The 21,672-nt window shown below is 69.1% G+C and carries 16 protein-coding genes; 9 read left to right on the top strand and 7 right to left on the bottom strand.

Features of this window, described 5'->3' with window-relative positions; genetic code table 11:
• Positions 1 to 51 precede the first annotated feature (51 nt).
• From OHA21_RS00880 to OHA21_RS00870, 3 genes are all read left to right on the top strand, one after another.
• The gene (locus tag OHA21_RS00880; RefSeq protein ID WP_328469099.1) at positions 52 to 1,011 is read left to right on the top strand and encodes an ImmA/IrrE family metallo-endopeptidase; all 960 of its coding nucleotides are present in this window, start codon (positions 52 to 54) and stop codon (positions 1,009 to 1,011) included.
• 44 nt (positions 1,012 to 1,055) lie between these two features.
• Positions 1,056 to 1,985 carry a DUF2637 domain-containing protein gene (locus OHA21_RS00875; protein WP_328469097.1) on the top strand — a complete coding sequence of 310 codons (930 nt, stop codon included), beginning with the start codon at positions 1,056 to 1,058 and terminating at the stop codon, positions 1,983 to 1,985.
• A 118-nt stretch (positions 1,986 to 2,103) separates the two neighbouring features.
• Positions 2,104 to 3,114: an NlpC/P60 family protein gene (locus OHA21_RS00870; protein WP_328479079.1), complete on the top strand. Its 1,011-nt coding sequence runs from the start codon at positions 2,104 to 2,106 to the stop codon at positions 3,112 to 3,114.
• Positions 3,115 to 3,395: 281 nt separating this feature from the next.
• Here OHA21_RS00870 and OHA21_RS00865 read toward each other — a convergent pair whose 3' ends face one another.
• Positions 3,396 to 4,571 carry a helix-turn-helix domain-containing protein gene (locus OHA21_RS00865; protein WP_328469095.1) on the bottom strand — a complete coding sequence of 392 codons (1,176 nt, stop codon included), beginning with the start codon at positions 4,569 to 4,571 and terminating at the stop codon, positions 3,396 to 3,398.
• Positions 4,572 to 4,685: 114 nt separating this feature from the next.
• Positions 4,686 to 7,181 carry a BTAD domain-containing putative transcriptional regulator gene (locus OHA21_RS00860; protein WP_328469093.1) on the bottom strand — a complete coding sequence of 832 codons (2,496 nt, stop codon included), beginning with the start codon at positions 7,179 to 7,181 and terminating at the stop codon, positions 4,686 to 4,688.
• A gap of 151 nt (positions 7,182 to 7,332) precedes the next feature.
• On the opposite strand from OHA21_RS00860, the gene OHA21_RS00855 reads away from it, so the two are divergent.
• Both OHA21_RS00855 and OHA21_RS00850 read left to right on the top strand, forming a co-directional pair.
• Positions 7,333 to 9,165, top strand: coding sequence for an Hsp70 family protein (locus tag OHA21_RS00855; RefSeq protein ID WP_328469091.1), 1,833 nt, complete (start codon positions 7,333 to 7,335; stop codon positions 9,163 to 9,165).
• 2 nt (positions 9,166 to 9,167) lie between these two features.
• Positions 9,168 to 10,940, top strand: coding sequence for an AfsR/SARP family transcriptional regulator (locus tag OHA21_RS00850; RefSeq protein WP_328469089.1), 1,773 nt, complete (start codon positions 9,168 to 9,170; stop codon positions 10,938 to 10,940).
• A gap of 86 nt (positions 10,941 to 11,026) precedes the next feature.
• Here the strand turns inward: OHA21_RS00850 and OHA21_RS00845 are convergent, their stop codons facing one another.
• From OHA21_RS00845 to OHA21_RS00825, 5 genes are all read right to left on the bottom strand, one after another.
• The gene (locus tag OHA21_RS00845; protein ID WP_328469087.1) at positions 11,027 to 11,215 is read right to left on the bottom strand and encodes a helix-turn-helix transcriptional regulator; all 189 of its coding nucleotides are present in this window, start codon (positions 11,213 to 11,215) and stop codon (positions 11,027 to 11,029) included.
• A gap of 150 nt (positions 11,216 to 11,365) precedes the next feature.
• The gene (locus OHA21_RS00840; RefSeq protein ID WP_328469085.1) at positions 11,366 to 12,289 is read right to left on the bottom strand and encodes a phosphotransferase family protein; all 924 of its coding nucleotides are present in this window, start codon (positions 12,287 to 12,289) and stop codon (positions 11,366 to 11,368) included.
• Positions 12,289 to 13,623, bottom strand: a complete 1,335-nt coding sequence (locus OHA21_RS00835; protein WP_442875230.1) for a hypothetical protein — start codon at positions 13,621 to 13,623, stop codon at positions 12,289 to 12,291. Before OHA21_RS00835 ends, OHA21_RS00840 begins: the two co-directional genes overlap by 1 nt.
• Positions 13,624 to 13,859: 236 nt before the next feature.
• Positions 13,860 to 14,072 (bottom strand): DUF397 domain-containing protein, encoded by a 213-nt coding sequence (locus OHA21_RS00830; protein ID WP_328469083.1) that lies wholly within the window; start codon positions 14,070 to 14,072, stop codon positions 13,860 to 13,862.
• Positions 14,069 to 14,959, bottom strand: a complete 891-nt coding sequence (locus OHA21_RS00825) for a helix-turn-helix domain-containing protein (protein ID WP_328469082.1) — start codon at positions 14,957 to 14,959, stop codon at positions 14,069 to 14,071. The genes OHA21_RS00830 and OHA21_RS00825 overlap by 4 nt, the downstream gene beginning before the upstream one ends.
• Positions 14,960 to 15,833: 874 nt before the next feature.
• Here OHA21_RS00825 and fxlM point away from each other — a divergent pair.
• From fxlM to OHA21_RS00805, 4 genes are read left to right on the top strand one after another with little or no spacing between them, the layout of a single operon-like run.
• Complete coding sequence (gene fxlM / locus OHA21_RS00820; RefSeq protein ID WP_328469081.1) at positions 15,834 to 17,201, top strand: methyltransferase, FxLD system; 1,368 nt, start codon at positions 15,834 to 15,836, stop codon at positions 17,199 to 17,201.
• 50 nt (positions 17,202 to 17,251) lie between these two features.
• Positions 17,252 to 17,425, top strand: a complete 174-nt coding sequence (locus OHA21_RS00815; protein ID WP_328469079.1) for an FxLD family lanthipeptide — start codon at positions 17,252 to 17,254, stop codon at positions 17,423 to 17,425.
• A gap of 58 nt (positions 17,426 to 17,483) precedes the next feature.
• Positions 17,484 to 20,438 carry a lantibiotic dehydratase gene (locus OHA21_RS00810; RefSeq protein WP_328469077.1) on the top strand — a complete coding sequence of 985 codons (2,955 nt, stop codon included), beginning with the start codon at positions 17,484 to 17,486 and terminating at the stop codon, positions 20,436 to 20,438.
• Positions 20,435 to 21,661, top strand: coding sequence for a lanthionine synthetase C family protein (locus tag OHA21_RS00805; protein ID WP_328469075.1), 1,227 nt, complete (start codon positions 20,435 to 20,437; stop codon positions 21,659 to 21,661). Before OHA21_RS00810 ends, OHA21_RS00805 begins: the two co-directional genes overlap by 4 nt.
• Positions 21,662 to 21,672 lie beyond the last annotated feature (11 nt).

The following is a 21,672-nucleotide window of genomic DNA, read 5'->3' as shown; positions in this document are numbered from 1 at the left end:
GCGGTCCCTTCCTGCCCGCCGCCAGGCGTACAGGAAAGGAGATGGCCACGCATGGCCAGCACCATCGATCTCGAACAGATCAAACAGGACTTCGACGACCGGCTCGCCCTACTCGCCGAAAGCCCCCTGCAGTGGGCCGAGTTCCTCGACCAGGTCGCCGTGTTCGGCGCCCACTACAGTCTCGGCAACCAGCTCCTGCTGCTCTCCCAGGCCGAGCAGCGCGGCATCGTCCCGTGCTTCTTTCTGCCGTTCGGCAACGCCGACGCCACCACCGGCTGGAAGGCGCACGGCCGGCGAGTCCGGCGCGGCGAAACCGCCTACAAGATCTGGGCCCCGGTGCGGCGGCGCCCCACCGACGCGCAAGCCGAGCAGTGGGAGGCCGACGGCCGCACCGTACGCCGTGACGCCAGCGGCCGGCCCGTGCCGCAGATTGTCGGGTTCCGGCTGGCCAGCACGTTCGAACTCGGCCAGACCGACGGTGACCCGTTCGACCCGCCCACCGTGCTGCGACACCGCCAAGGTCGCGTGCTGCCGCAGCTGTTGACCGGTGACGACCCGACCGGCGCTTACGACGACCTGGTCGCACTGATCCGCGCCGACGGCTACACCTTCCAGCTCGTCGCGCCGGGAAGTCGCCACCTCGGCGCGGCGAACGGCGTCACGGTGCCCGGTTTACGGCAGGTGTTGATTCGCGACGACCTCAGCGACGCCCAACGCGTCAAGACCACCGCGCACGAGCTCGCCCACCTGCGCTGCGGCCACGTCGAGCAGGTGCCGGCCGGCGAGAACCTACATCGTGGACGGTGCGAGACCGAGGCGGAAAGCGTCGCGCACATCGTCTGCGCCGCCCTCGACCTGGACACCAAGGACTACAGCGACGCGTACGTGCTCGGCTGGGCCGACGGCGACCTCGACCTGATCCGCGACTGCGCCGACATCGTGCTGCGCGTCGCCCGGCAGATCCTCACCGACTTGGACCCCGCGGCTGCAGAGCTGGAGGCGGCGCTATGACGGCCTCCGCCCTCCGATCGGAACGTTCGCGCACGGCCACAGTGATGATTGGCATCCTGCTCGGTGCCGTCACCCTGTTGCTGGGCATCGTCATCCTGACCCCGATCGTGCTCTCCAGCCAGGACCTCATCGCCTGGGCTGCAGCCGGCACTGGCCTGAACCTGTCGCACCCGTGGCCGTTGCTGGTGGCGATCAGCCTCGACTCCGCCGCCGGGGCCTGTGTACTGCTCAGCGTCTACTCGGCGTGGCGCGGCGACCCGGCCGGCATCTTCGGTGTCCTCGTCTGGGGCTTCGCGCTGGGATCGGCGTTCGCTAACTTCCGGCACAGCAGCCAGCCCGGCGCCGCGCCGGACGCCATCTGGTTCTTCCCGCTCATGTCCATCGCCGGCCCTGCCCTGTTGGAAGCCGTCCTCGGCAGATTCCGTCGCTGGATCCAACGCCAGAGCGGCCGCCGCAACCGGCAGATACCCGCCTTCGGCTGGCGCCGCTGGACACCCGGCCTCGGCGCACCCCGCGACACCTACGGCGCCTACCGCACCGCGCTGCTCCTCGGCATCGACACCGTCGACACCGCCATCACCACCTACCACCAGCTGTGCCCGGACGGCTCCCTGCGCGTCGCCGCGGCCCTACGCGAACTCCACGCCGCCGAGCAGCTTCCGGTTCCGGAAGACAGGCCACCGGTGTATGTGCCGGTCGACTTGATGCGCCGGATCCCCGCCAATGCCGACGCCTACCAGCGTTGGCGCACCGCGTGGGCCGACCTCACCAGCCAGGAGCACCCCGACCTGGCCGCCGTCGCCGCCCGGCACCATTTCAGCAAACGACAAATCGAATGGGTACGCCGCGCCGGCCAGCTCGGCTTCCTCGACTCACCGGTCCCACCCGCCTACCGGCTCGCCGGACTGACCGTCAACGGCGCCCGGCCGGACAGCCACAACAACAACCCCGCAGACCACTCCACTCCATCTTGATCGTCGGTGGGTGCCGGCAGCCGCCGGCACCCCCGCACTCAATCCCCATGTCCGGGCGCGCACAGCGCCCTTTTCGTGTTTCTGGAGGTTTCATGCTGCCGTACCTGAACGAGCCGGCATGATCGGCAAACTCCTTGCGGGAATCGTCGCCGTGGTCTTGGGTATCGTGCTGTTCTGCGCCGCCGGGCCAGCGTCGCTCCTGGGCGGCGGCACGGCCGTGCCCTGCAACCCGGTCAGCGCCCCGGCATCCGCCGGCTCAGCCCAGCTCGCCGGCTACGAGCCGGAACAACTCGAGTATGCCGCGACGATCGTCGCGGTCGGCAGCCAGCTGGGTGTCCCCTTTCGCGGTCAGGTCATCGCGGTCGCCACCGCCTTGCAGGAATCCGGCCTGCGTAACCTGGCCGGCGGCGACCGCGACTCCATCGGGCTGTTCCAGCAGCGCCCCAGCCAAGGCTGGGGCAACCCGCAACAGCTGCTCGACCCGCAATACGCCGCCACCAAGTTCTACGCCAAGCTGCTGACCATCAACGGATGGCACACCATGCCGCTCACCGCCGCCGCCCAGCAGGTGCAACGCAGCGCCTATCCCGAGGCATACGCCAAATGGGAACCCGACGCCACCCGCATCGTTCGCGCGGTGGCCGGCGGCGGCTTCGCCACTCCCCCGCCGTGCGTCGACATCTGCCCGTCCGCAGGGGATGGTTCCGGCCGATGCGCTGACGTCACCGCCGTCTTCGACCGGGCGCGATCATGGCTGACTGGCTGGTCAGGCGGGCCGGTGCCCTACCTGTCGAGCGGCAACCCCGCCGACTGGTTCCGCGGCTACCGGCGCGACTGCTCGGGCTACGTATCCATGGCGTTGGGCCTCGCCGGGCCGGGACTGAACACCTCCGGCCTGGCGGCACACTCGACGGTCATCGACAAGATGCAGCTACGGCCCGGCGACCTGCTGATCAACACCGCACCGAATCTGCGCGGCCACGTCGTACTGTTCGAACGCTGGTCAGACCAGTCGATGACCAGCTATTACGGCTTCGAGCAGACCGGCGGCTCGGGAACCCTGCACCATCTGATCCCGTACCCGTACTTCGGCACCTATCCGATGACGCCCTACCGCTTCGCTAGTTGATCATCACGGGGTCGGCCCTTCGCGATAGGCGCCGTCAGATTGACGATTCCGGTCCGGACGTGCCTGGTCGAACCGGAGGTCTTCGAATCCAGGCCGGGCAGCTGGACGGCCACGTTCAGTCCCGTTCGAGATGGGACGGCGACCGGGCTGGCAACGTCTGAGGAAGCTATCCCGGTCGCCGTCACCTGCCGATTCTGCGCCCAACCCCGCCCGCTGCCTGGAAATTCGTGTCCGCGGACAATGCGACTGTGTCCGCAATTCTGCGGACAGAGGCCGGCGGGTCAGGGGTCGCCGGTTGGACGCGCAGTAGCAGCCTCTTCCCGTAGGTCGGAGGCTTCCGGTGAACCGGCCCGGGCGACGCTGGTGACCAACTCGTCGACGCGCCACCAGTTCGACGGCACTATCCGGCCGGACCGGATGGCCGCGCGCGCCTGCGCAGCGGCTTCATCAGCGCGTGGCTTGGTGCCGGTGAGCAAGGCCAGACCGAGGTCGAGGCGGGCGGACGCGATCCGCCGTGGCCGGGCGCCGTCCGCCTCCAATTCTGCGATCACGTCTCTGGCCACCTGTTCGGCGGCCGGGTCGCCGGACCATGCCAGGGTGGTCGCCGCGTACGAGTGCGCCTTTGCCGGGTCGTACTGATAGTGATGTTCCGGATGCTGAGGTGGCGTGCGGCTCTCGGCCATGGCCTCCACCCGGCGCAGCGCCTTCCGGGAGGCCACCGGGTCACCGAGCCGCGCCCAGGCTCGCCCTTCCTGTGCGGTCGCTTGCACGATTGCCGACCCGTCCGGCGGCCCGACCGCTTGAGCGTGCCGGGAGAGTTCGACCGCCTGCCGATAGTTGCCCCGGATCAGCTCGTCCCACGCCCGTGTCTCGAGGGCCCATGCGGTGATCTCCGGTTGATCCGTCTGATCAGCCAGTCCGGCAGCGACTTTCATGTGGGCTGCGGCCGGCCCGCGCTGACCCAGATCGATGTGCAGAGTGGCCCGCAGGAGCGACAGCCAGCCACCCACGACCAGCAGGCGCCGGTGTTGCTTCAGCGTCTTGCGACCGTCGAGCAGTTGGTCGACGAACCGCAGGTACCGGCGTACGCGAGGCAGAAGTTCGGCCGGTGGGGTGGTCGCATACGCCATGGCCATCAGGTTGGCGTCGTGTTCGAGAGCTTCCAGGGTCTCACCGCTGACATCGGAGGCGGCAGCCCGTTGCGCGAGTTCCAACGCTTCGAACTCGCCTTCGACATCATCGGGCGTGGAGGTGCGCAGTGTGGCGGTGAGGCGGCCACGGGCGTTCAGTGCGGTGTCAAGCGCGGCGACGACCTTGAATGTGGGCCGGCGGTCACCCTTTTCCAGGTCGTTGATCAAGCTGTGGCTGACGGCGGAAAGCGCAGAAAGTTGTCGATACGACAGACCGCGATGTTGGCGAAGCCGGATCAGCTCGTCACGGAAAGCGGTGGTGTCCACGTGTGACCTCCTGCCTGTGGCCAGGGTACCGGTTGCCCCGCCCGCGTCGCCGGTCTGTCACCTGGCCGGCGCGGAGCAACGACGTCGCATGGAAGAGCAGCTGTTGGGCAGCGGTCAGAACCCCTCGCTGTGCCTGTCCCTGGAGGCGATCAACTCAGCGGCGAGTGTGGTGGTCTGCTCGGACGGTTCTTCATTGATGTGGTGCAGGGCCGCATGCAGGTGCTCCATGACGGATCGCGCGCCGGCGTGGTCGCCGACCGCGACGATTGCGCGTATCGCCCGGCGGGCGAGTTCTTCGTTGATCGGGTCGATTGCTGCCGCGTCACCGAGTAGGTCGGCAGCCGCCTTGGGGTCGTCCCGTTCGATGAGTTCGGCCGCCTCGAGACGGGCGCGCACGCCGAGGCGGCGGAAGTGTTCGCGGGGTTGTTCGATCCATTCGTAGTCGCACCCGGCGGCGAGGACCCCGCTGTGGGCGTCGACTGCGCGGCTGAGCAGCGCCAGCCGTGCGCCGGGTTCGGCGGTCGCGGCTTGGCGCAGGGCGTCGGCGACCTGCCAGATGTCGATGTCGAGCAGTTTCGGGTCGAGGTGATAGTGACCACCGGTGTTGATCACGGGTTGAATGCTCTTGTCGCCCGCGGCCTGGCGGATGGTGCGGCGCAGGTTGGCGACTTCGGTGGAGAGCCGTTCAGAGGCGCGGCGCACGGTGGCGGCTGGCCAGAACGCTTCCATGAGGTCGGGCAGGCGGGCGCCGTCGCGGTGGACGGCCAGGTAGACGAGCAGCCCGCGGGCGTGGTGGCGTAGGCCGGTCATCGGTTTGCCGTCGCTGTCGAGGATCGCCGGCTCGCCGAGCAGCCGGACGCGCACGGTGTGCGGTGGCGAATCGTTTGGCGGCTCACCAGCAGCCGCCGGTTGAACGACGGGCTGGGCGGGTGATGATGACGGTGGGCCGTCCGTTGCGCTCACGGCCGCAGTGACCGGCGTTCCGGTGTGCGCTTCATGCAGCACGTCCAGCAGTTGCAGAGCCGTGGGAGTGTCGAGCACGGCGATCCGTTCGGTGCCGGTTGTTCCGTCGTCGGCGACGGTCAGCGTGTCGCCGTCGGTCCAGTCGCCGAGCACCACGACCGCGATCTGCAGGGATGCTCCGAGCCGTACCGTGGTCGCCAGTCGGCCCCGTAGATCTGTTGGTGGCGCCGTGGCCAGCAGCAGCACCTGCGGCATCGGTGGGTGGAAAGGTTCGGTGGCGCGCAGTTCCGCCAGGTCGGCGGCGTCGTGTTCCTGCAGGATGCGGCGTCGTTCGACGATCAGTTCCTCGGCGCGGGTGAGCGCCTCCCCCAGGTCCGCGGTGGGGTGCAGTCGCGGCATGTCGGCGTAGCGTTGCCCGGCGGCACCGAGCAGCACCTCAAGGGTGTCCGCAGCCACGATGACCTGGCCTTTGGCGTCAGGGTCAGCGGGACTGCCCGACGACAGCGTGGCGACGAGCAGGCCGCGGGCGGCGGCGTGCGCGCCGGGGCCGGTCAACCCCCAGCCGTCCGCCGGCATGCGACCGTCGAGTCCCGCGAGTTGCAGCCCGTCCAGGCCGGTGGTGGGTTGGTCGGCGGGTGCGGCGGCGTTGTGCTGCGCGACCGTGGGTTGCGGTGCCGGCGGATCAAGCAGGGCGGGGTCGCGGCGCCGGACCTGCCGTTTGATCGTCGTCAGGACCGCGGGCAGCGGGCGCAGGTGGGAATCGTCGATGTCGGAGTCGATGACGGCGGGCGGGACGTAACGCCGGCGGCGTTGCAGCCACACCATGACTGCGGCGGCGACGAGTGCCGCGGCGAGGGGAAGGCTGATCCATCCGCCGGGCAGCGTCACGCCCTCGTCTGCCGTCGCCCTGTCCTCGTTGGCCTGCTCGGTGGCGGCGGGCGCGGCTGTGGCGGCGGGCTCGGAAGGTTTGGTGGGTGCCGGTGTAGCGGGCTTCGGGCGGGCGGGTGTGCGTGGTTTCGGGGCGGCGTCGGCCGGCAGTTGCAGCCGCCAGCCCGGGTAGATGACGTCCGGGTCGTGCAGACGTCCACCGACGTCGGGGAAGTGTTTGTTGCGGTTGAGGGCGAAGATCTCTGGCCAGCGTTCGGCGTCGCGCAGCTTTCGCTGCGCGATGCCGCTGAGGGTGTCGCCGCGGCGCACCGTGACGGTCGCACGGTGCTCCGTTTGCGCGGGTTCGAGGGTGCGGGCGACCGGCTGGTAGTCCGGGACGCTCGCCGTCACCGGAACCGCTTCGTGGGCGTCGGCCGTGGTGGTGGCGGTCGTGACGGTGGCGGCGCCGATGAGCGTCGCAGCCAGCCCCTGCAGCGGGCCGGGCAGGTAGCCGGCGGCCCGACTCCACGGCAGACGGCGCACGCGGGCGGCCACGGCCGCCGCCACCAGGACAGCCAGCAAAGCCCAGACAAGCCACATCACGGTACGGGCAGTCGCGCCCGCGTACCGGGGATGCAGCGGGTCATTGGCCCACAACTGCCACTGCTCGGCGGACGGCGTCTGCGCCGGCAGCGGACTCCCGGCGACTGCGAAAAGCAGCGCCGGGACACCGAACAGCAATGCGCAGGCGACCACGACCACCCGAATTGCTGCGACCATCCGAATCACGGCGTACCCCTCCCCGCGGCTCTCAGTGGGCTGACGCTATGCCGGTGACCAGGTCGCTGGGGCCTCACACGGGCTCACAACACCTCACAACTGCTCACACACGGGGCTGACGGATCGGCGGTCATCTGTTTCACTCATCGTCATGCTTCCGTGGCTGGCGATCGATTACGGTGCCGCCTCCACCCGGGCGGTCCTCGTCTGGCCAGGCGGATCCTCGACGGTGCTTGACTTCGGCGGCTCCCCCGAGCTGTCCAGCGCGGTGCACGTCAGCAAGGCCGGGATCGCGGTCGGGCCGGCGGCGTGGCAGCAGGCCACCTCCGATCCGGACGGCTTCGTGCTGTCGCCGTTGCGGGCCGGCACCGAGAACCTGACCGTCGCCGGGACCGAGGTTCCGGTGGCCGACCTGGTCGCCGCCACCCTGCGACAGGTCGGCGAGGAGGCCAACCGGGTCGCCGGGGAACGCCTCGAGGACGTCCGCCTGGTAGTCCCGGCCGGGTGGGGGCCACGGCGGCGTACCTGGCTGCGCAACGCCGCCCGCCGCGCCGGACTCACCGTGTCCCGCCTGGTCGAAGCACCGATCGCGGCCACCGCACAGATCAGCCGCGACGCCCGTACCGTGCTGGTGGTTGATCTCGGTGCTGGTTGCGAAGCAACCGTGCTCGCCGAAGGCGAGGTGCTCTCCACGCTGGCCGACCCGGACTGCGGCGGTGACCGCATCGACGCTGCCCTGACCATGACCCTGACCGGCGCCGAACTGGACACTCTCGCGGCGGATCAGCGGTGGCCGCTGCTCGCCGCGGTCCGCACCGCCAAGCAGGCCCTCGCTGAGCAGCCGGCGGTGACGATGCCGGTGCCCGGCGGCAACCCGCCGATCGTGGTCAACTCCAGCGTCGTGCGGCAAGCCGCTCAGCCGGTGCTGGAACGGGCCGGGCAACTGGCCGCCGAGGCTGTCACCGCCGCCGACCTCAAACCGGACCAGCTCGACGCCGTCTACCTGATCGGCGCGGCCGCGACGACACCGGGAGCTGTCGACACGGTCGCTGCAAAGCTCGGCACCACGCCGCAGGTGCTGTCCCGCCCGGAGCTGACGGCCGCGCTGGGCGCCGCCGACAGCGGAGCCGGCGACGTCGCTGCCACGCTTGGGAGCCCGGATGCGGCACTACGGGTCCCGCCGCTGCGCCGCATCGTCGCCCTCGCGCTGCCCGGGCTGGCGTCGCTCGCCCTGTTCGGGCATTTCGTGTTCACCGCCGACTTCAACAACGGCACCCCCACCTGGCGCGGCGAGGGCTACTACGTCCTCGCGGTCTGGGGTGAACTCACCGTCGCAGCCGTACTCGCGGCGATCACGTTCCTGCAGGCCGCGTCGCTGTTCGCGGCGATCCTCGACCAGCAGAACAAAGCGCCGGCCCGTGCATACCCCGAATCGCGCATCACCAGCGGCATCGCCCTGGCGGCCGGCGCCGGCGCCGCGGTCGCGTGCCTGTACGCGATCACCGCGGCCGTCTACTTCGCCTACCCGACCGGCCAGTTGCTGCGCTGGTCGCTGATGCCGATCCTGCCGCTGCTCGCCTGCGTGCTGCTGCTCGCCGCGCTCACCTGGAAACGCCGGCCCGCCCCGGCCGGCGGCTGGGACGCGTTCCTCACCTTCTCCCCCAGCTCGATGATCACCGCCGCGGTCGGCACCGTCGCGGTCGCCCTGTGGTGGCACGCCGGCCTGCCGTGGTGGGCCAACGACTGGAACGAACTCGTCGGCTACACCGGGGGCCTGCTCATGGGCATTGGCATCACCTGCGCCCTGGTCCGCCACCCCGCCGCCCGGATCGTGCTGGCTGTGCTGCTCGGCTTCTTCACCGTGATCATCTCGCGGTCCGGGCCGAACATCCTCGCCGTCATCTACGCCCTCGCGGTCGCCGCCTGGTTCGCCCAGCGCACCTGGACGCTGGCCCGCACCACACCCACCGCACCGTCTGGCTGATCATGCGGTGGGTGAACCGGCTGGCCACCGCGGCGATCCTGCTCGCCGTCGTCACCGTGCCGCCGCTGCTGGCCACGCTGTGGCTGGCCCACCACCCGTGGCGGTGGCCCAGCCGCACGCAGGTCGACAGCTGGTTGCAGCAGCCGCTGACAGCCGGGACGATCGTCGCCTGCTGTGGTGCCGTCGCCACGATGGCCTGGCTGGTGCTGGTCATCTATCTGGGGCGCCGCGCCGTGCGGTGGGCGGCGACGGTTTGGCGGCGGCTGCGCCGCATGCCGCTGCCCACCCCGGCACAGGTGACGGCCAGCTCGATGGCCGGGGTCGCGGCGTTCACGCTGCCTGGCGCCGCGTCCGCGGACACCGGCGTCGCCCGGCCGGCGGTCGCTCAGCAACTCCCGGAACCCCGCGCCGCTGACGGCGGGATCACGTTGCCCGGCGGCGGGTGGATCCCCTACCCCACCGCCGCGGCGGTCACCGCTGCTGGCTCGCTGATCTGGTTCCACCGTCGGCGCCACTATCGTCCCGGGCCACCGCGCGCAGACGGCCACACCAGCGACCCCGACCTGCAACGACTCCCCCCAGCCGCGGAAGCCATCGCCGTCTCCGGCCCACCGCCGCAGGCTTCGGTCCCGCTTGCCGCACCACCTTCCGGCGTACTTGCGCTCGCCGGGCCCGGCGCGGCCGCAGCCGCGCGCGGCCTGCTGGTGAGCGCAGCGCTCACCACCACCAACAGCACACCAACCCACGACGTACGCGTAGACGCCACAGACATCGACGCGCTGCTACCCGGCATCGATCCTGACCTGCGACAGGCCATGACCGTCCGACCATTCCCAGGCAGCCCTGCTGGAAGCGTCACGGTTCTCACCTTCGACGCCACCGTAGCTGCGTCAGCCCGGTGGCACGTCGCTACCGACGGAATGATCATCGGTGCGGATGCCGCAGCACCGCGCCGGGTCTGTGTACTCGACCAACAGACCGCCACCGACCTGATCGATCTGGTACGGCACACCCGGGACGACGCGGCCGCCCCGAACCAGCTCGTGGACCATCGACCCGGCGTGGCGCACACGGTGGTAACCGGAAAGCCCGATGCGCCCGGCCGCCTGGAACTCCTCGGCGGTTGCCAGCTCGTCGTCCAGGGACAGCCCACCCGGCTGCGCCGCAGCGCGGGCCTGCAGATCCTCGCCTACCTCGCGGTCCACGCAGACGGCGCCAGCCCTGCTGAACTCATCCGCGCCTGCTGGCCCGGCGTACGGCCGGCGTCCATCACCCAACGGCTACACACCACGATCAGCGACCTGCGCAAACAGCTCCAGCCCGAGCTCGGCAGCAACCCGGTGAACCGGCACGACACCCGCTACCAACTGAACACGGCGGCCATCGACACCGACCTGTGGCAGTGGCGCACCGCGGTCGCCGCGGCCGGGTGCGCCATCGAAACCGCGGCCCGGATACAGGCCTGCCACGCTGTCGTCCGTCGCTACACCGGGGAGTTCGCCGCCGGACAGGACTGGCCGTGGCTCACACCCGTCCGCGAAGCGCTCCGGCGCGACGTCATCGACGCCTACGTCGTCCTCGTTGAGCATGAACCGCCGCCCGGAGCTGTCCGGCTGCTCCAGACAGCCATCACGATCGCGCCCGACAACGAAGATCTGCAGCTACGGGCCGCCGAGGCGCTGCGACGCACCGGTGACCACGACGGCGCGAACAGCCTGCTAGCGAGCTTCCGTCGGCGCGTCGCTCGCACGACGAACACGCCGGGTCAACCGTGAGTCTTGCCTGATGCCAACCGCTGACCGGAAGACGAATCCAACTCTCCACCGGATCCCGGGCAAGAACTCCATCTCGCAGTCGCCCTTCACCGCCGATGACTGGCGATCCACGCCAACACGTCATCGGCGTTCCACACCTTGCCCTGCGCGAGATCGGCAACCGGCGCAGGAAAGTCGGCACGACGAGTCAACTGGTAGACCCGCTGCCTGCTGACACCGCCGAGAAGCACGCTGATCTCGGCAGCACCGACAAGGCGGAGGCTCGTCTGCGCCATGGCGACTAGTATAGGCGCCAGACAAGTTGTCACTAGCCGCGCTTTGGATGCCTGTGGGTTTCGTGCCCGTGCTGGCCGGGGACGTCACTCGCCGTTTCTCTACCCGGCTCCCCGACGCGCGCGGCGGGTACGGGACCCCGCGAGCTGCGGTTACTGAGCGGTCAGCGGGGGCAGGTCGCCAAAGGCCGTCCATCTGGTTTGCCCGTCGTTGTTGCGCACGGAGTCGAGGCGCAGGCGGAACTCGGCGTGGACGCCGGGAGCCGAGGCGAGCAGCGGGGCTCCGGCTGCGATCATCTTCAGTTCCCGAGCTTCTCGGAGCAGCGGCCAATCCGGGTCGGTGGTGATGTCGTATCCATAGGCACGGGCAAGGTTTTGGTGCCCGCCTGTGCGACCGAAGCGAGCCTCGTTCGCGGGAGCGGGAACGAGGTCGACTTGCCACGGTCCACGGCAAGTCGCGTCGAAGTCACACAACACCACTCGGCCGTCCGGCTGTCGCAGCAGATTGCCCTCGTGGGCGTCGGCGTGGACCAAGCCGACCTCCGCGCTGGCGATGAAGGCGGCCAGACGGGGTTCCAGCCGGTCACACCATTCGAGCAGGAATTCGCGATCGGCTCCGTCGAGGGCTTCGGCATCGGCGATCCGGGTACGTGCGTCTCCGATGGGATCCCACGCGGGCAGCTCAAACGGAGGTAGGCCCAAGTGGTGGAACGTGCGCAGGGCTGCGCCGAGGTCCGACGCATCCGGCTTTGGCTCTGTTGCGGGGACGAGTTCCCAAACCGTGGCCAAGAGTTGGCCGTCCTGGACCGGCTGGGAGAACTGCTCGGCGAGCCGGATGGTAGGCGCGTCTACGGTGGCGAACCAGACACCGAGCGCTGCCACCTTGTGGACACGAGCGTGCAGCCGATGGCTGCGGGTGATCCGTACGACCAGATTGGCGGAGGGCAGCGCGAAGACCGCGTTGTTGGTCAGACGCAGCAGAGTTGCCTCGCTGGCGTCCGCCCCCAGTTGGCTCGCAATTCGTAGGAGGGTCTGGCGCATCGCTGTTTCGGTGAATCTGCCGGCCACGGCACTCATTAACAGACGCTCCGCTGCGGCTGGATCGAGGGCAAGTCGTGGAGGAATTCCACGACGTCGGGACGGTCGAGGTGATCGGCGGCATCTCGTCGCAGATTCGCGATGCGCTCGACGACTCGCTGCGATGTCAGTTCGGTGGCGAGTTGCTGCGCTGCCCGGCCGGCCTGCACAGCCAACTCTGGGGCTCCGGCCAGGAAGTACGCACTGCACAGGCCGACCTGGTTGAGTACCGAGCTGCGGACGTTCTCCGGGTCGAAGGAGGCGATGGCATCGTCGACCCAGCGCACGGCGTCGTCGCCGTAGCGGCGATCCGCACGGGCGAAGTCTCGATACACACGTCCGTACTGGGCCAGGAGCTCGCCGAGGTCGAGGAAGCCCATCCATTCGGGTTCTTCGCCCGGCCGGACCGCTCCGAACGCTTCGCTGGATTGTCCGAGCGCCCGCCTGGCCCCCTCGGCGTCACCGAGGGCAGCACGCGACGCTGCTTCCGCACCGTGCAGGATCGCGAGGATTCCCGGCGTGGGATCCAGGCCGTGATGGGCTGCCTGCAGGGTGTGGAGCGCATCGCGGTTGTGACGCAGATGCTGCAGCTGTTTGGCCTGGCCGTAGCGCACATAAGCCAGCAGACGCCGATCACCGGATTCGACCGCGTAGCGCTCCGCGGCGGCGAAGTGTCGTTGGGCGTCGGCGTGCCGGGTGGCGTCGAAGGCTGTCCAGCCGGCGAGGTACCGGGCGTTGGAGATTGCTGTGAGCAAGTGGGGCCGCAACGCGTCGGAGACGACGTGGTCCAGCAGGCCAGTCGCCGATTCGGCGAACTTGCCGAGATCGTCGACCAGCATCCCGCCGCCGAACTCGTGATCAACGGAGCGGTAGAGGGTGGTGACGGCATTGAGCCGTGACAGATCGGTGGCGCCGATTCGCCGCCGATGCCCGCTTTCCGGTCCAGCAAGCCCCGCGGCGCTCACCACAGCTGCCATGCCGAACAGCATGGAACGCCGACGGAGCTGGGTGGTGGCGATGTTCGCTTCACCCAAGATCAGGGCTTCCGCAGCCAACTCTGCCTGATGCGCATCGAGCTTTCGATGCCGGACAGCGTCATGTCCTTGGTCCAGGGCGCCGGTCCACCGAGGGCTGTAGAGGTCGATGTCGAGGTCGGACTCGACGTTGAAGACCTCGCGGAGCGCTGCCCGACGTTCCTCCGTCGGCCAGCGAGTCTCGCCGCGTTCGAGTTTGCCGACCCAGCGGAAGTCCACGTAGAAGGCCGCAAGGTTTCGGCCTGGATACAGGCGGTCCAGCACTTGGTTGATCGCGTCGGCGAGTTCGGATCGAGACATGCACTGGCGTTGGCGGCGAGGTGACGGCAGTCGCTCCCGCGCCGCCTTGATCACCGTATTGGGGGTGATCAGCGCGTCGGGTCGGCGAGGCATCAGCACCTCCCTCAATACTCGACTACTCGCCACATCCGGCTGAACCTAGCGTGAGCGGCGAGGTTCCGTGCCGCTGAATTGTCCGTTATATCGGCGATCCCGACAACACCGCCGCGGCTGCGCCACTGCATGATTCGAACCGTTCATGGCAACCTTGGGTCGAATTCCCCGGAGCGGACGGCAGCGAGAAAGGCTCGCCATCCGCCCTGGTCGAACTGCAGGATGGCTCCCTGAGGATTCTTGGAGTCCCTCATGCCGACGGTCGCCCCGTCCGTCGAGACGGCGACTTCTACGCAGTTGTCGCCGGCATCGCTGGCGGTGGCCTTGCGCCAGTTGGTGTAGGCGGCTCGGGTCATGCCGCTGCTCCTTCCGTCGGGCAAAGCCGTGGGGCGATGGTGGCCAGCATCTGCATCGAGGCGCGCGGCGTCAGGGCGGCAGCCTTGAGCCGGCTGTGCAGGCTGAGGTAGGCGTCGACGTCGGCGAGTTCGGTGAGAACGAGGTCGGTCGTCAGAGTGTCCACGGCTACGGCGAGGGTGCCGTGTTCGTCGCGGTAGCGGTAGATGGAGTACGCCGATCGTGGCGCACGGTGTCCCTTTATCGGGGCGTCGATCGGCAGGATCCGTACGGTGATGGACGGGTGCCGAGCGCAGAGGTCAGCGATGTGACGCAGTTGGGCGGCCACGACGGCAGGGTCGGCCGCACAACGCCGGACCGCGAACTCGTCAAGCACCAAGTCGTATCGCGGACCCGATTCAGCCAGCAGGAGCCGTTGCCGATGTGCTCGCGCTGCCACGGCGGCGTCGGGATCGAAGTCGGCGGTCTGACGGGCCGGGTCGCTGCGCATCCGGGCGCTCGCGAAGTCCGCCGTTTGCAGCAGGCCTGGGATGAGCCCGAGGGCGTACTCCTCGATGGCCTGGGTGCCGCTCTCCAGGTCGGCGTAACGCGCTTGCCGGTGTCCCATACGAGCTGCGCAAGCCTCCCACCAGCCGACACTCCAGCCATCGGCCGCGGCGTGCATGATTTCCTCGCGTCGGCGCGAACCGACGCTCAAGTAATCGCAGACAGCGGCGACAACGTCGATGTCCGGGCCTTTGCGTCCGTTCTCCAGATCGCGGAGCTGATGCCGGGGAATCCCCGCGGCCTCCGCGAGTTGGTCGCCGGAGCAGGCATGTTCGTGACGCAGCCGACGGATCTCCCTTGCGAGCCAATGACGGCGCACAAATGGGCTCGGTACGGTCACCATCGACCTCCGCACAACACGTTAGACGTGGTGTCTATTCGATGGGCTGACTGTAACTCGCGAACGCCGTGAGCAATACCGGCAGAATCCGGCGACGTACGCATAATCGCAGTTCAGCGCAGAGTCGGACCGTAAGTAGGTACGAATGGTCGAATCGCAAGTAAGGATTCCCACCCGTCTCCGCTTGCGCAATCGTGATTGTGTGCCGCACAGCCGGCCAGCCGAAGATCGGAACGTCATACAGCCGGGAGACCGAGATGACGAGCAGCACGTACTACGCGACGTCGGCTGCGCAACAGTTGAGCGCAGCTCAGACGACTCTGGACACCCACGTCACCTCGAGCGCCACCGGCCGGTGCCTGGCCTGCGGCGCACCGGGGCCGTGCTGGCGACGGGAGAGCGCAGTGGCGATCTTCTCGCGAAGCCTCCGGCTGCCCGTACGCCGCGCCGGCGCCAGCAGACCTGAGTTGATCAATGCTCGCCCAGTTCGGCTCGCTCAGGCGAGTTAGCGGCATCCGCGGACGTGGGCGATCGCCGGCAACGGCAAGGCGATCGAGCGGCGACCGACGGCCACGGGGGAATCCAGGTGAGGAACGGTGATGGCGGGGATCGCGGCGTTGCTGCTGGGCTACCTGGCAGGCTGTGTCACCACCACTGCCAGGCATCGATGGTGCACTGTCTGCGGCGTCTCACTGGAGTGTCCGACCCACGGAAGCACCGCCACGTTGTTTCGGGCGCCGGAGTGACCGGTGGAGCGGAGCACACGAGGGTCAGGCCGAGCTGGGACTGCTCGGTCTGCGGCAAGCCGTGGCCGTGTGCTGACGCCAAGGCCACGCTCTCGCACGAGTTCCGCGCCTTCCCGTCGATCCTGAGGGTCTTGGTAGCGGCGCAGATGTACGACGCTCTCGACGACTTCGCCGCCGCCGGTCAGCCGTTGCCGGCCGACCTCTACCAGCGGTTCGTGTCCTGGACACGCCGCGCTCCCCTGGCCAGCGTTGATCACCACATGCCTGCGACGGAAAGGAACGAGATGGAGAACAAGTCCGAGGAGCGTGCCGGCTGGTTGCGGGAGGCCATGGTGGTCAAGCTGCGCGAGCAGGACGCGATCGTCTCGGATGAGGTGGCGGCGGCGTTCGCCGCCGTGCCCCGGCACCAGTTCGCACCCGGCGAGCCGCTGGAGCGGTCTTACGACCTGAACGTCACCCTTGCGCCGAAAACCCTCGCGGACGGAACGGAGACCAGCGTCGTGTCCGCCGCCGAGATCCAAGCCGCCATGTTGGAACAGACACAGATCGAACCCGGCATGAACGTGCTGGAGATCGGCTCGGGCGGCTACAACGCGGCCCTGATCGCCGAGTTGGTCGGCCCGACCGGCTGGGTGACGACCGTGGACATCGACGCCGACATCACCGCCCGGGCAGCTGCCTACCTGAGGCAGTCAGGTTACGGCCGGGTCAGCGTCGTCACCGCCGACGCCGAACACGGCGTGCCCGACCACGCCCCGTTCGACCGGATCATCGTCACCGTGGGCGCGTGGGACATCCCGCCCGCCTGGATCGAACAGCTCACCGAGACCGGCAGGATCGTGGTCCCGCTGCGCTTCGCCGGCATCACCCGGATCATCGCCTTCGACCGCGCTCCGGGCAGCTCGGTGCTGACCGCGGCCAGCTACCGGCTCGGCGCGTTCGTGCCAATGCAGGGTGACGGCGCCACGCAGGAACAGCTCGTCGCGATCACCCCGGACGTCGCTTTGCGGCTCGACCCGCAGCAGCAGGCCCGGTTCGACATACCGGCGCTGCGCAAGGCCATCCACGAACCGGGCATCGAACGCTGGTCCGGCACCGCCTTCGACATGCCCGACGAGCTGCAACTGTTCCTGCTCACCAACGGCGGCCCTCAGATGCCAATGCTGCACGTCAGCCAAGCGATGATCGACCAGGACGTGTTCCAACCCAGCGCGCGCCTCGGCGTACCGGTGCTCATCGCAGGCGGCAGCTTCGCCTACCGCACCAAACGCACCAACCCGCAGACCAGCAGCGGCTACGAGACCGGCGTGATCGCCCACGGACCGGACGCCGAACAGGTCGCCAACCGGCTCCTCGAGCTGATCCGCGACTGGGCCCGCGACCATTTCCTGCGCGGCTCGGCGCACATCGCGTATCACCCGGCTGGCGCTGACGCGACCGGGCCGGCCGGGTGGAACACAGTCAAGCGGCACGGCACCCTCGCCGTCACCTGGTCCTGAAGGCTTCCGGAATTCCCGGAGGAACCACATCTCTCTTGCAGGAGGTTGTTGTGACCATCCAGCTCACCGATCCCCCCGCCCCGCAGCCTGCGCCCGTCGCGGCCGAGGACTTCGAACTCGACATCGAGTTCGTCGAGGCCGGCGACACCGTCAAGCACCTCATCTACGCGACCAACGACGGCTGCGGGTCAACCTGCCAGTCGGCCTGCACCAGCTGCGGATGATCGCGTCCCTGGCCCGGGGTCGCAGCCCTGGGCCAGGGCAGACTTCGGGAGGTACGGCATGTACCGATGCCTGGAAGACGCACTGCTGGCACGCGTCGCGGTCTGCTGCATCGACCAGATCGGCGCATGGCCAGACTTGAACAGCGCAGCAACGTGGCGGCCGTGGCTGTCCCGGACGCTGCAGATCTCCGGCTTTGCCGGCGCTCTCCGGCAGGCCAGCCCCGATCTTAGCGCCCGCGTCGACACCGTCTTGACCATGTCGGTCTCCGAGCGGGATACACGCGGCGTGGTGCTCGCGGTGATGCGGTATCTGCTGCGAGCCACCACCCGCGCCACGCCTTACGGATTGTTCGCCGGAGTCGCTCCCGCCAGCGTCGCAGCGACCGGCACCGCCCGACTCGGCGTCAACCATCGCCCGATGGCGCGGATACCGTCGGCCTGGCTGACGACGCGAATTGATGAACTCGAAGCCGATCCGAGCCTGCGGCCGCACTTGCAAATCCGTGCCAACAACCTCGTCGTCCAGCGCGGCGCGCATGCCCTGCTGGAGCATCGCGCCGGCGAACGGCCTGACGGCGCACCCGTGCATCTACGAGTTCGCGCCACCGCTCCGGTGCGGTCCGCGCTCGCCTTGGCCACAGACCCGATCAGCTGGGGCGATCTCACCGCCAAACTCGTCGCCGAAACCGGCGCCGCACCGGCCGCCGCAGATCGCCTGGTGGAACAACTCGTCCGACAGCAACTGCTGTTGACCAACCTGCGGCCACCCACGATCGTCACCGATCCCCTGACCGCCGTCGTGACCCAACTCGAAGGGCTGCCTGGCGAACCCGCCGACACGCTACGGAGCCTTCGCGCCCAACGCGTCCATCACGATGCCTCGATCAACGTCGACGCAGCGGCGTATCGCCGCCAGGCAATCACGGCCACTATCGGTGAGCCAGCCGGTGTTGACCTGCGCGCAGACTGCGACGTCACGGTGCCACGGACGGTGACGTCTGAAGCGTGTCGCGCTGCCACCGCGCTGGTGCGCCTCGCTCGGCCCGCCACCATCGGCTGGGCGGCCTGGCACCTACGATTCCTCGAACGCTACGGCCTGCACGCCCTGGTCCCGGTCCGCGACGCCGTCGACGCCGAGATCGGCCTCGGCTACCCGCACGGATTCACCGGCACACCGCCCGCGCCGGCGCCCGCACTGACCGACCGCGACCGTGCTCTGCTCGCTCTCGCGCAACGCGCCGCCCTGCGCAGGCAGCAAGAAGTGGCGCTGGACGACGATGCCGTGGCCGCATTGGTCGGCGATCAGTTGTCTGAAGCGCCGCAACCCACGACCGAACTCACGGTACGTGTGCACGCGCCAACGATGGAGGCGATCCAGGCCGGCGACTTCCGTCTGTCTGTCGTTCGGGTGTCCCGGCACGCCGGCAGCACCACAGGCCGGTTCCTCGATCTGCCTGATGCCGCCGACCGGCAGCGGATGGCCATTGCCTACGCGGCCGGCACGCCGGCCGCAGTGGAAGGCGCGCTGATCGCCCAACTCTCGGCCGCAACGAGATACATCAGTACGCAGGACGTAGCGCGATCCCCGCGCGTACTTCCGTTCCTGGTCTCGATCGGTGAATACATCGGCAACGCCCCCGACGTCATCGAGCTGGACGACATCGCGGTCACCGCCGACGCCGACCGCCTTTACCTGATTTCGATGTCCCGGCGGCGCCCCGTCCAGCCGGTACCGGTCAACGCGGTCGAACCCGTGCAGCGCACGCTGCCACTCGTCCGCTTCCTCGCCGAAGCGCCCACCGCCTTTATGAACCAATGCACGCCGCTCGACTGGGGACCGGCAACCCGCGACCTTCCGTTCCTCCCGTCGCTTCGGTACGGCCGCACGGTCCTCGCCCCGGCACGGTGGCTGCTGACGAGAGCCGATTTGTCTGGCTCGCCAGCCTGCACGTCGGCCCTGGCCGACTGGCGCGAGGCCACCGGCTGCCCGGATCGGTTGTCACTCGGTGGCAGCGATCAACAAATCACGCTCGACCTGCGCGAGCCCGCCCACGAAGCACTGCTGCGTGACCACCTCGACCGCACCGACCGCGCCGTCCTGCACGCCGCTCCGCCCGCCGACGCCTCCGACTGGATCAACGGGCACGCGCACGAGATCGTCATCCCACTGGCCGCCACCACTCCCCCGCTACCCGCACCTCGACTGCCCGACCACATCATCGACGTCCGCCGGCACGGCAGCTTCCCCGGAAGCATCAACCGGCATTACCTCAAGATCTACACCGTGCCGGGCCGGCAGAACACCATTCTGCTGGACCACCTGCCGGCGTTGCTCGCCCAGCTGCCGTACGGCGCCAAGTGGTGGATACAGCGGTACAGCGACCCGGAGCCACACCTGCGACTACGGATCACGGGCACCCTGTCCACGACGACGATCACCGGATGGACGGAGCAGCTGCGCGACGCTGACGTGACATGCCGGGTCCAGTGGGACACCGACTTTCCCGAGACAGCTCGCTTCGGCGGACCAGTCGCCTACCCGGCTGCCGAGGCCGTATTCGCGGCCGACTCCGCAGCAGCACTCACCCAACTAGCAGCCGCCCGGCGCGGATCAGATCCGCAGGCGCTGACCGCCGCCAGCCTGCTCGACATCACGACGGCGCTGATCGGCGACCCCAGCGAGGCGGCGCGCTGGCTCATCGGCCACACCCGTACCCACCGGCCAGCACCAAACCGTGCGGTCTACGACCAGGCCATCGAGTTGGCAGGGCCATGCGGCCTGACCGCGCTTCCGGAGGTCCGCAAGGCCTGGCGGCGCCGACAGATAACGCTCGGCACCTACCGCGACATACTCTCCGGCACCGGGACCGCCACCACGGACCTGCTACCCGACTTGCTGCACCTGCATCACGCCCGCGTTATGGGTCCCGACCTGGACAGCGAACGCGCCTGCCTGCACCTGGCCCGCGCCGCCGCGCTGAGCTGGAGCACCCGAGCCAGGAGTAGCCGGTGAACGAGACAATGCCTACCGTCGATCCGCAGATCGTTGACGCGTTCGCCGCTGGCCTCGCCGACCCGGCAATCCTCAGCGCGACATCCGATCCTCGGAACGGGCCTCAGTCACTCGCCGGCGGGGCCGTCGGCATCGCCCTTCTGCACATCGAACGCGCCGTCTCCGGGCACGGTCCCGAAGCCGCCGCCCACCACTGGCTCCGCGCAGCAGCCGGCCAGATCAGCGCCGGCGCTAACGCGAACCTGTATCACGGCGTACCGGCGCTGGCCTTCGTGTTGCACACCGCAAGCGCACTCGGCGGCTACGCCCGCGCCCGGCGAACCTTGGATGACAAAACGATCGCCATCACCCGAGCACGACTCGACGAGGCGTACGCACGGATTCACCGCGGCGAGCCCCTGCCAATGCACGAATTTGACCTGATCCACGGCCTGACTGGGCTCGGCGTCTACCACCTGCACCGCCACCCCGAGCACCCGATTACCCGCGACGTCCTCGCGTACCTGATCCGTCTCACCTACCGACTACCCGGCAGCACGCCACCAGGGCGACCACCGTGGTGGCTGGCATCCGGGCTTGCCGGCACCGCCGACCCACGGTACCCGCACGGGCACGGCAACCTCGGCGTCGCCCACGGCATCAGCGCCGTCATCGCCCTGCTCTCGCTCGCCGCCATCCACACTGAAGGCGCTCCCGCCGTGGTGGATGCGATCGCTGAGCTGTGCGCTTGGACCGACGAGCATCGCCACGAAACAGGTGGGGAATCGTGGTGGCCGGGATTCGTCACCGACGCCGCCGGCACGCCGCTGCGGCACCGGCCGTCCTGGTGCTACGGCACCGCAGGCACAGCCCGCGCCCAACAACTCGCCGGCATCGCCCTCGGCGACAGCGTACGACGGCGCCGCGCCGAGACCGCGATGCTGGCTACCCTCCGCGATCCGACCCAACTGGCTCGGCTGCCAGAACTTGGACTGTGTCACGGCAAAGCCGGGCTGCTGCAGTCCGCCCACCGCATGGCCACCAGCAGCAGCGATCCCGACCGGGCAACCCAACTCGCCGCCCGCCTTCCGGTGCTCGCCGCCCAACTCACCGCTCAGCTGGCGTCCATCACCGCTGGGGTTCACGAGTTGCTGGACGGGACTGCCGGCGCCCTGCTCGCCCTACACACCGTCCGCCTCGGCGAACCGGCCACCAGCTGGGACGCGTTCCTCCTACTCACCTGACACTCCTGGAG

Origin of the sequence: Actinoplanes sp. NBC_00393 (assembly GCF_036053395.1) — a bacterium.
Taxonomy (GTDB): Bacteria; Actinomycetota; Actinomycetes; order Mycobacteriales; family Micromonosporaceae; genus Actinoplanes.
This window is presented reverse-complemented; position numbering and strand designations above follow the sequence as displayed.

Bases quoted from the DNA above. Each gene is read 5' to 3' on its own strand.
- OHA21_RS00860 (WP_328469093.1), bottom strand. From the start codon at position 7,181: ATGGTCGCAGCAATTCGGGTGGTCGTGGTCGCCTGCGCATTGCTGTTC.
- OHA21_RS00880 (WP_328469099.1), top strand. From the start codon at position 52: ATGGCCAGCACCATCGATCTCGAACAGATCAAACAGGACTTCGACGAC.
- OHA21_RS00825 (WP_328469082.1), bottom strand. From the start codon at position 14,959: ATGGTGACCGTACCGAGCCCATTTGTGCGCCGTCATTGGCTCGCAAGG.
- OHA21_RS00810 (WP_328469077.1), top strand. From the start codon at position 17,484: ATGTACCGATGCCTGGAAGACGCACTGCTGGCACGCGTCGCGGTCTGC.
- OHA21_RS00830 (WP_328469083.1), bottom strand. From the start codon at position 14,072: ATGACCCGAGCCGCCTACACCAACTGGCGCAAGGCCACCGCCAGCGAT.
- OHA21_RS00840 (WP_328469085.1), bottom strand. From the start codon at position 12,289: ATGAGTGCCGTGGCCGGCAGATTCACCGAAACAGCGATGCGCCAGACC.
- OHA21_RS00870 (WP_328479079.1), top strand. From the start codon at position 2,104: ATGATCGGCAAACTCCTTGCGGGAATCGTCGCCGTGGTCTTGGGTATC.
- OHA21_RS00850 (WP_328469089.1), top strand. From the start codon at position 9,168: ATGCGGTGGGTGAACCGGCTGGCCACCGCGGCGATCCTGCTCGCCGTC.
- OHA21_RS00855 (WP_328469091.1), top strand. From the start codon at position 7,333: ATGCTTCCGTGGCTGGCGATCGATTACGGTGCCGCCTCCACCCGGGCG.
- OHA21_RS00875 (WP_328469097.1), top strand. From the start codon at position 1,056: ATGATTGGCATCCTGCTCGGTGCCGTCACCCTGTTGCTGGGCATCGTC.
- OHA21_RS00835 (WP_442875230.1), bottom strand. From the start codon at position 13,623: ATGTCTCGATCCGAACTCGCCGACGCGATCAACCAAGTGCTGGACCGC.
- OHA21_RS00845 (WP_328469087.1), bottom strand. From the start codon at position 11,215: ATGGCGCAGACGAGCCTCCGCCTTGTCGGTGCTGCCGAGATCAGCGTG.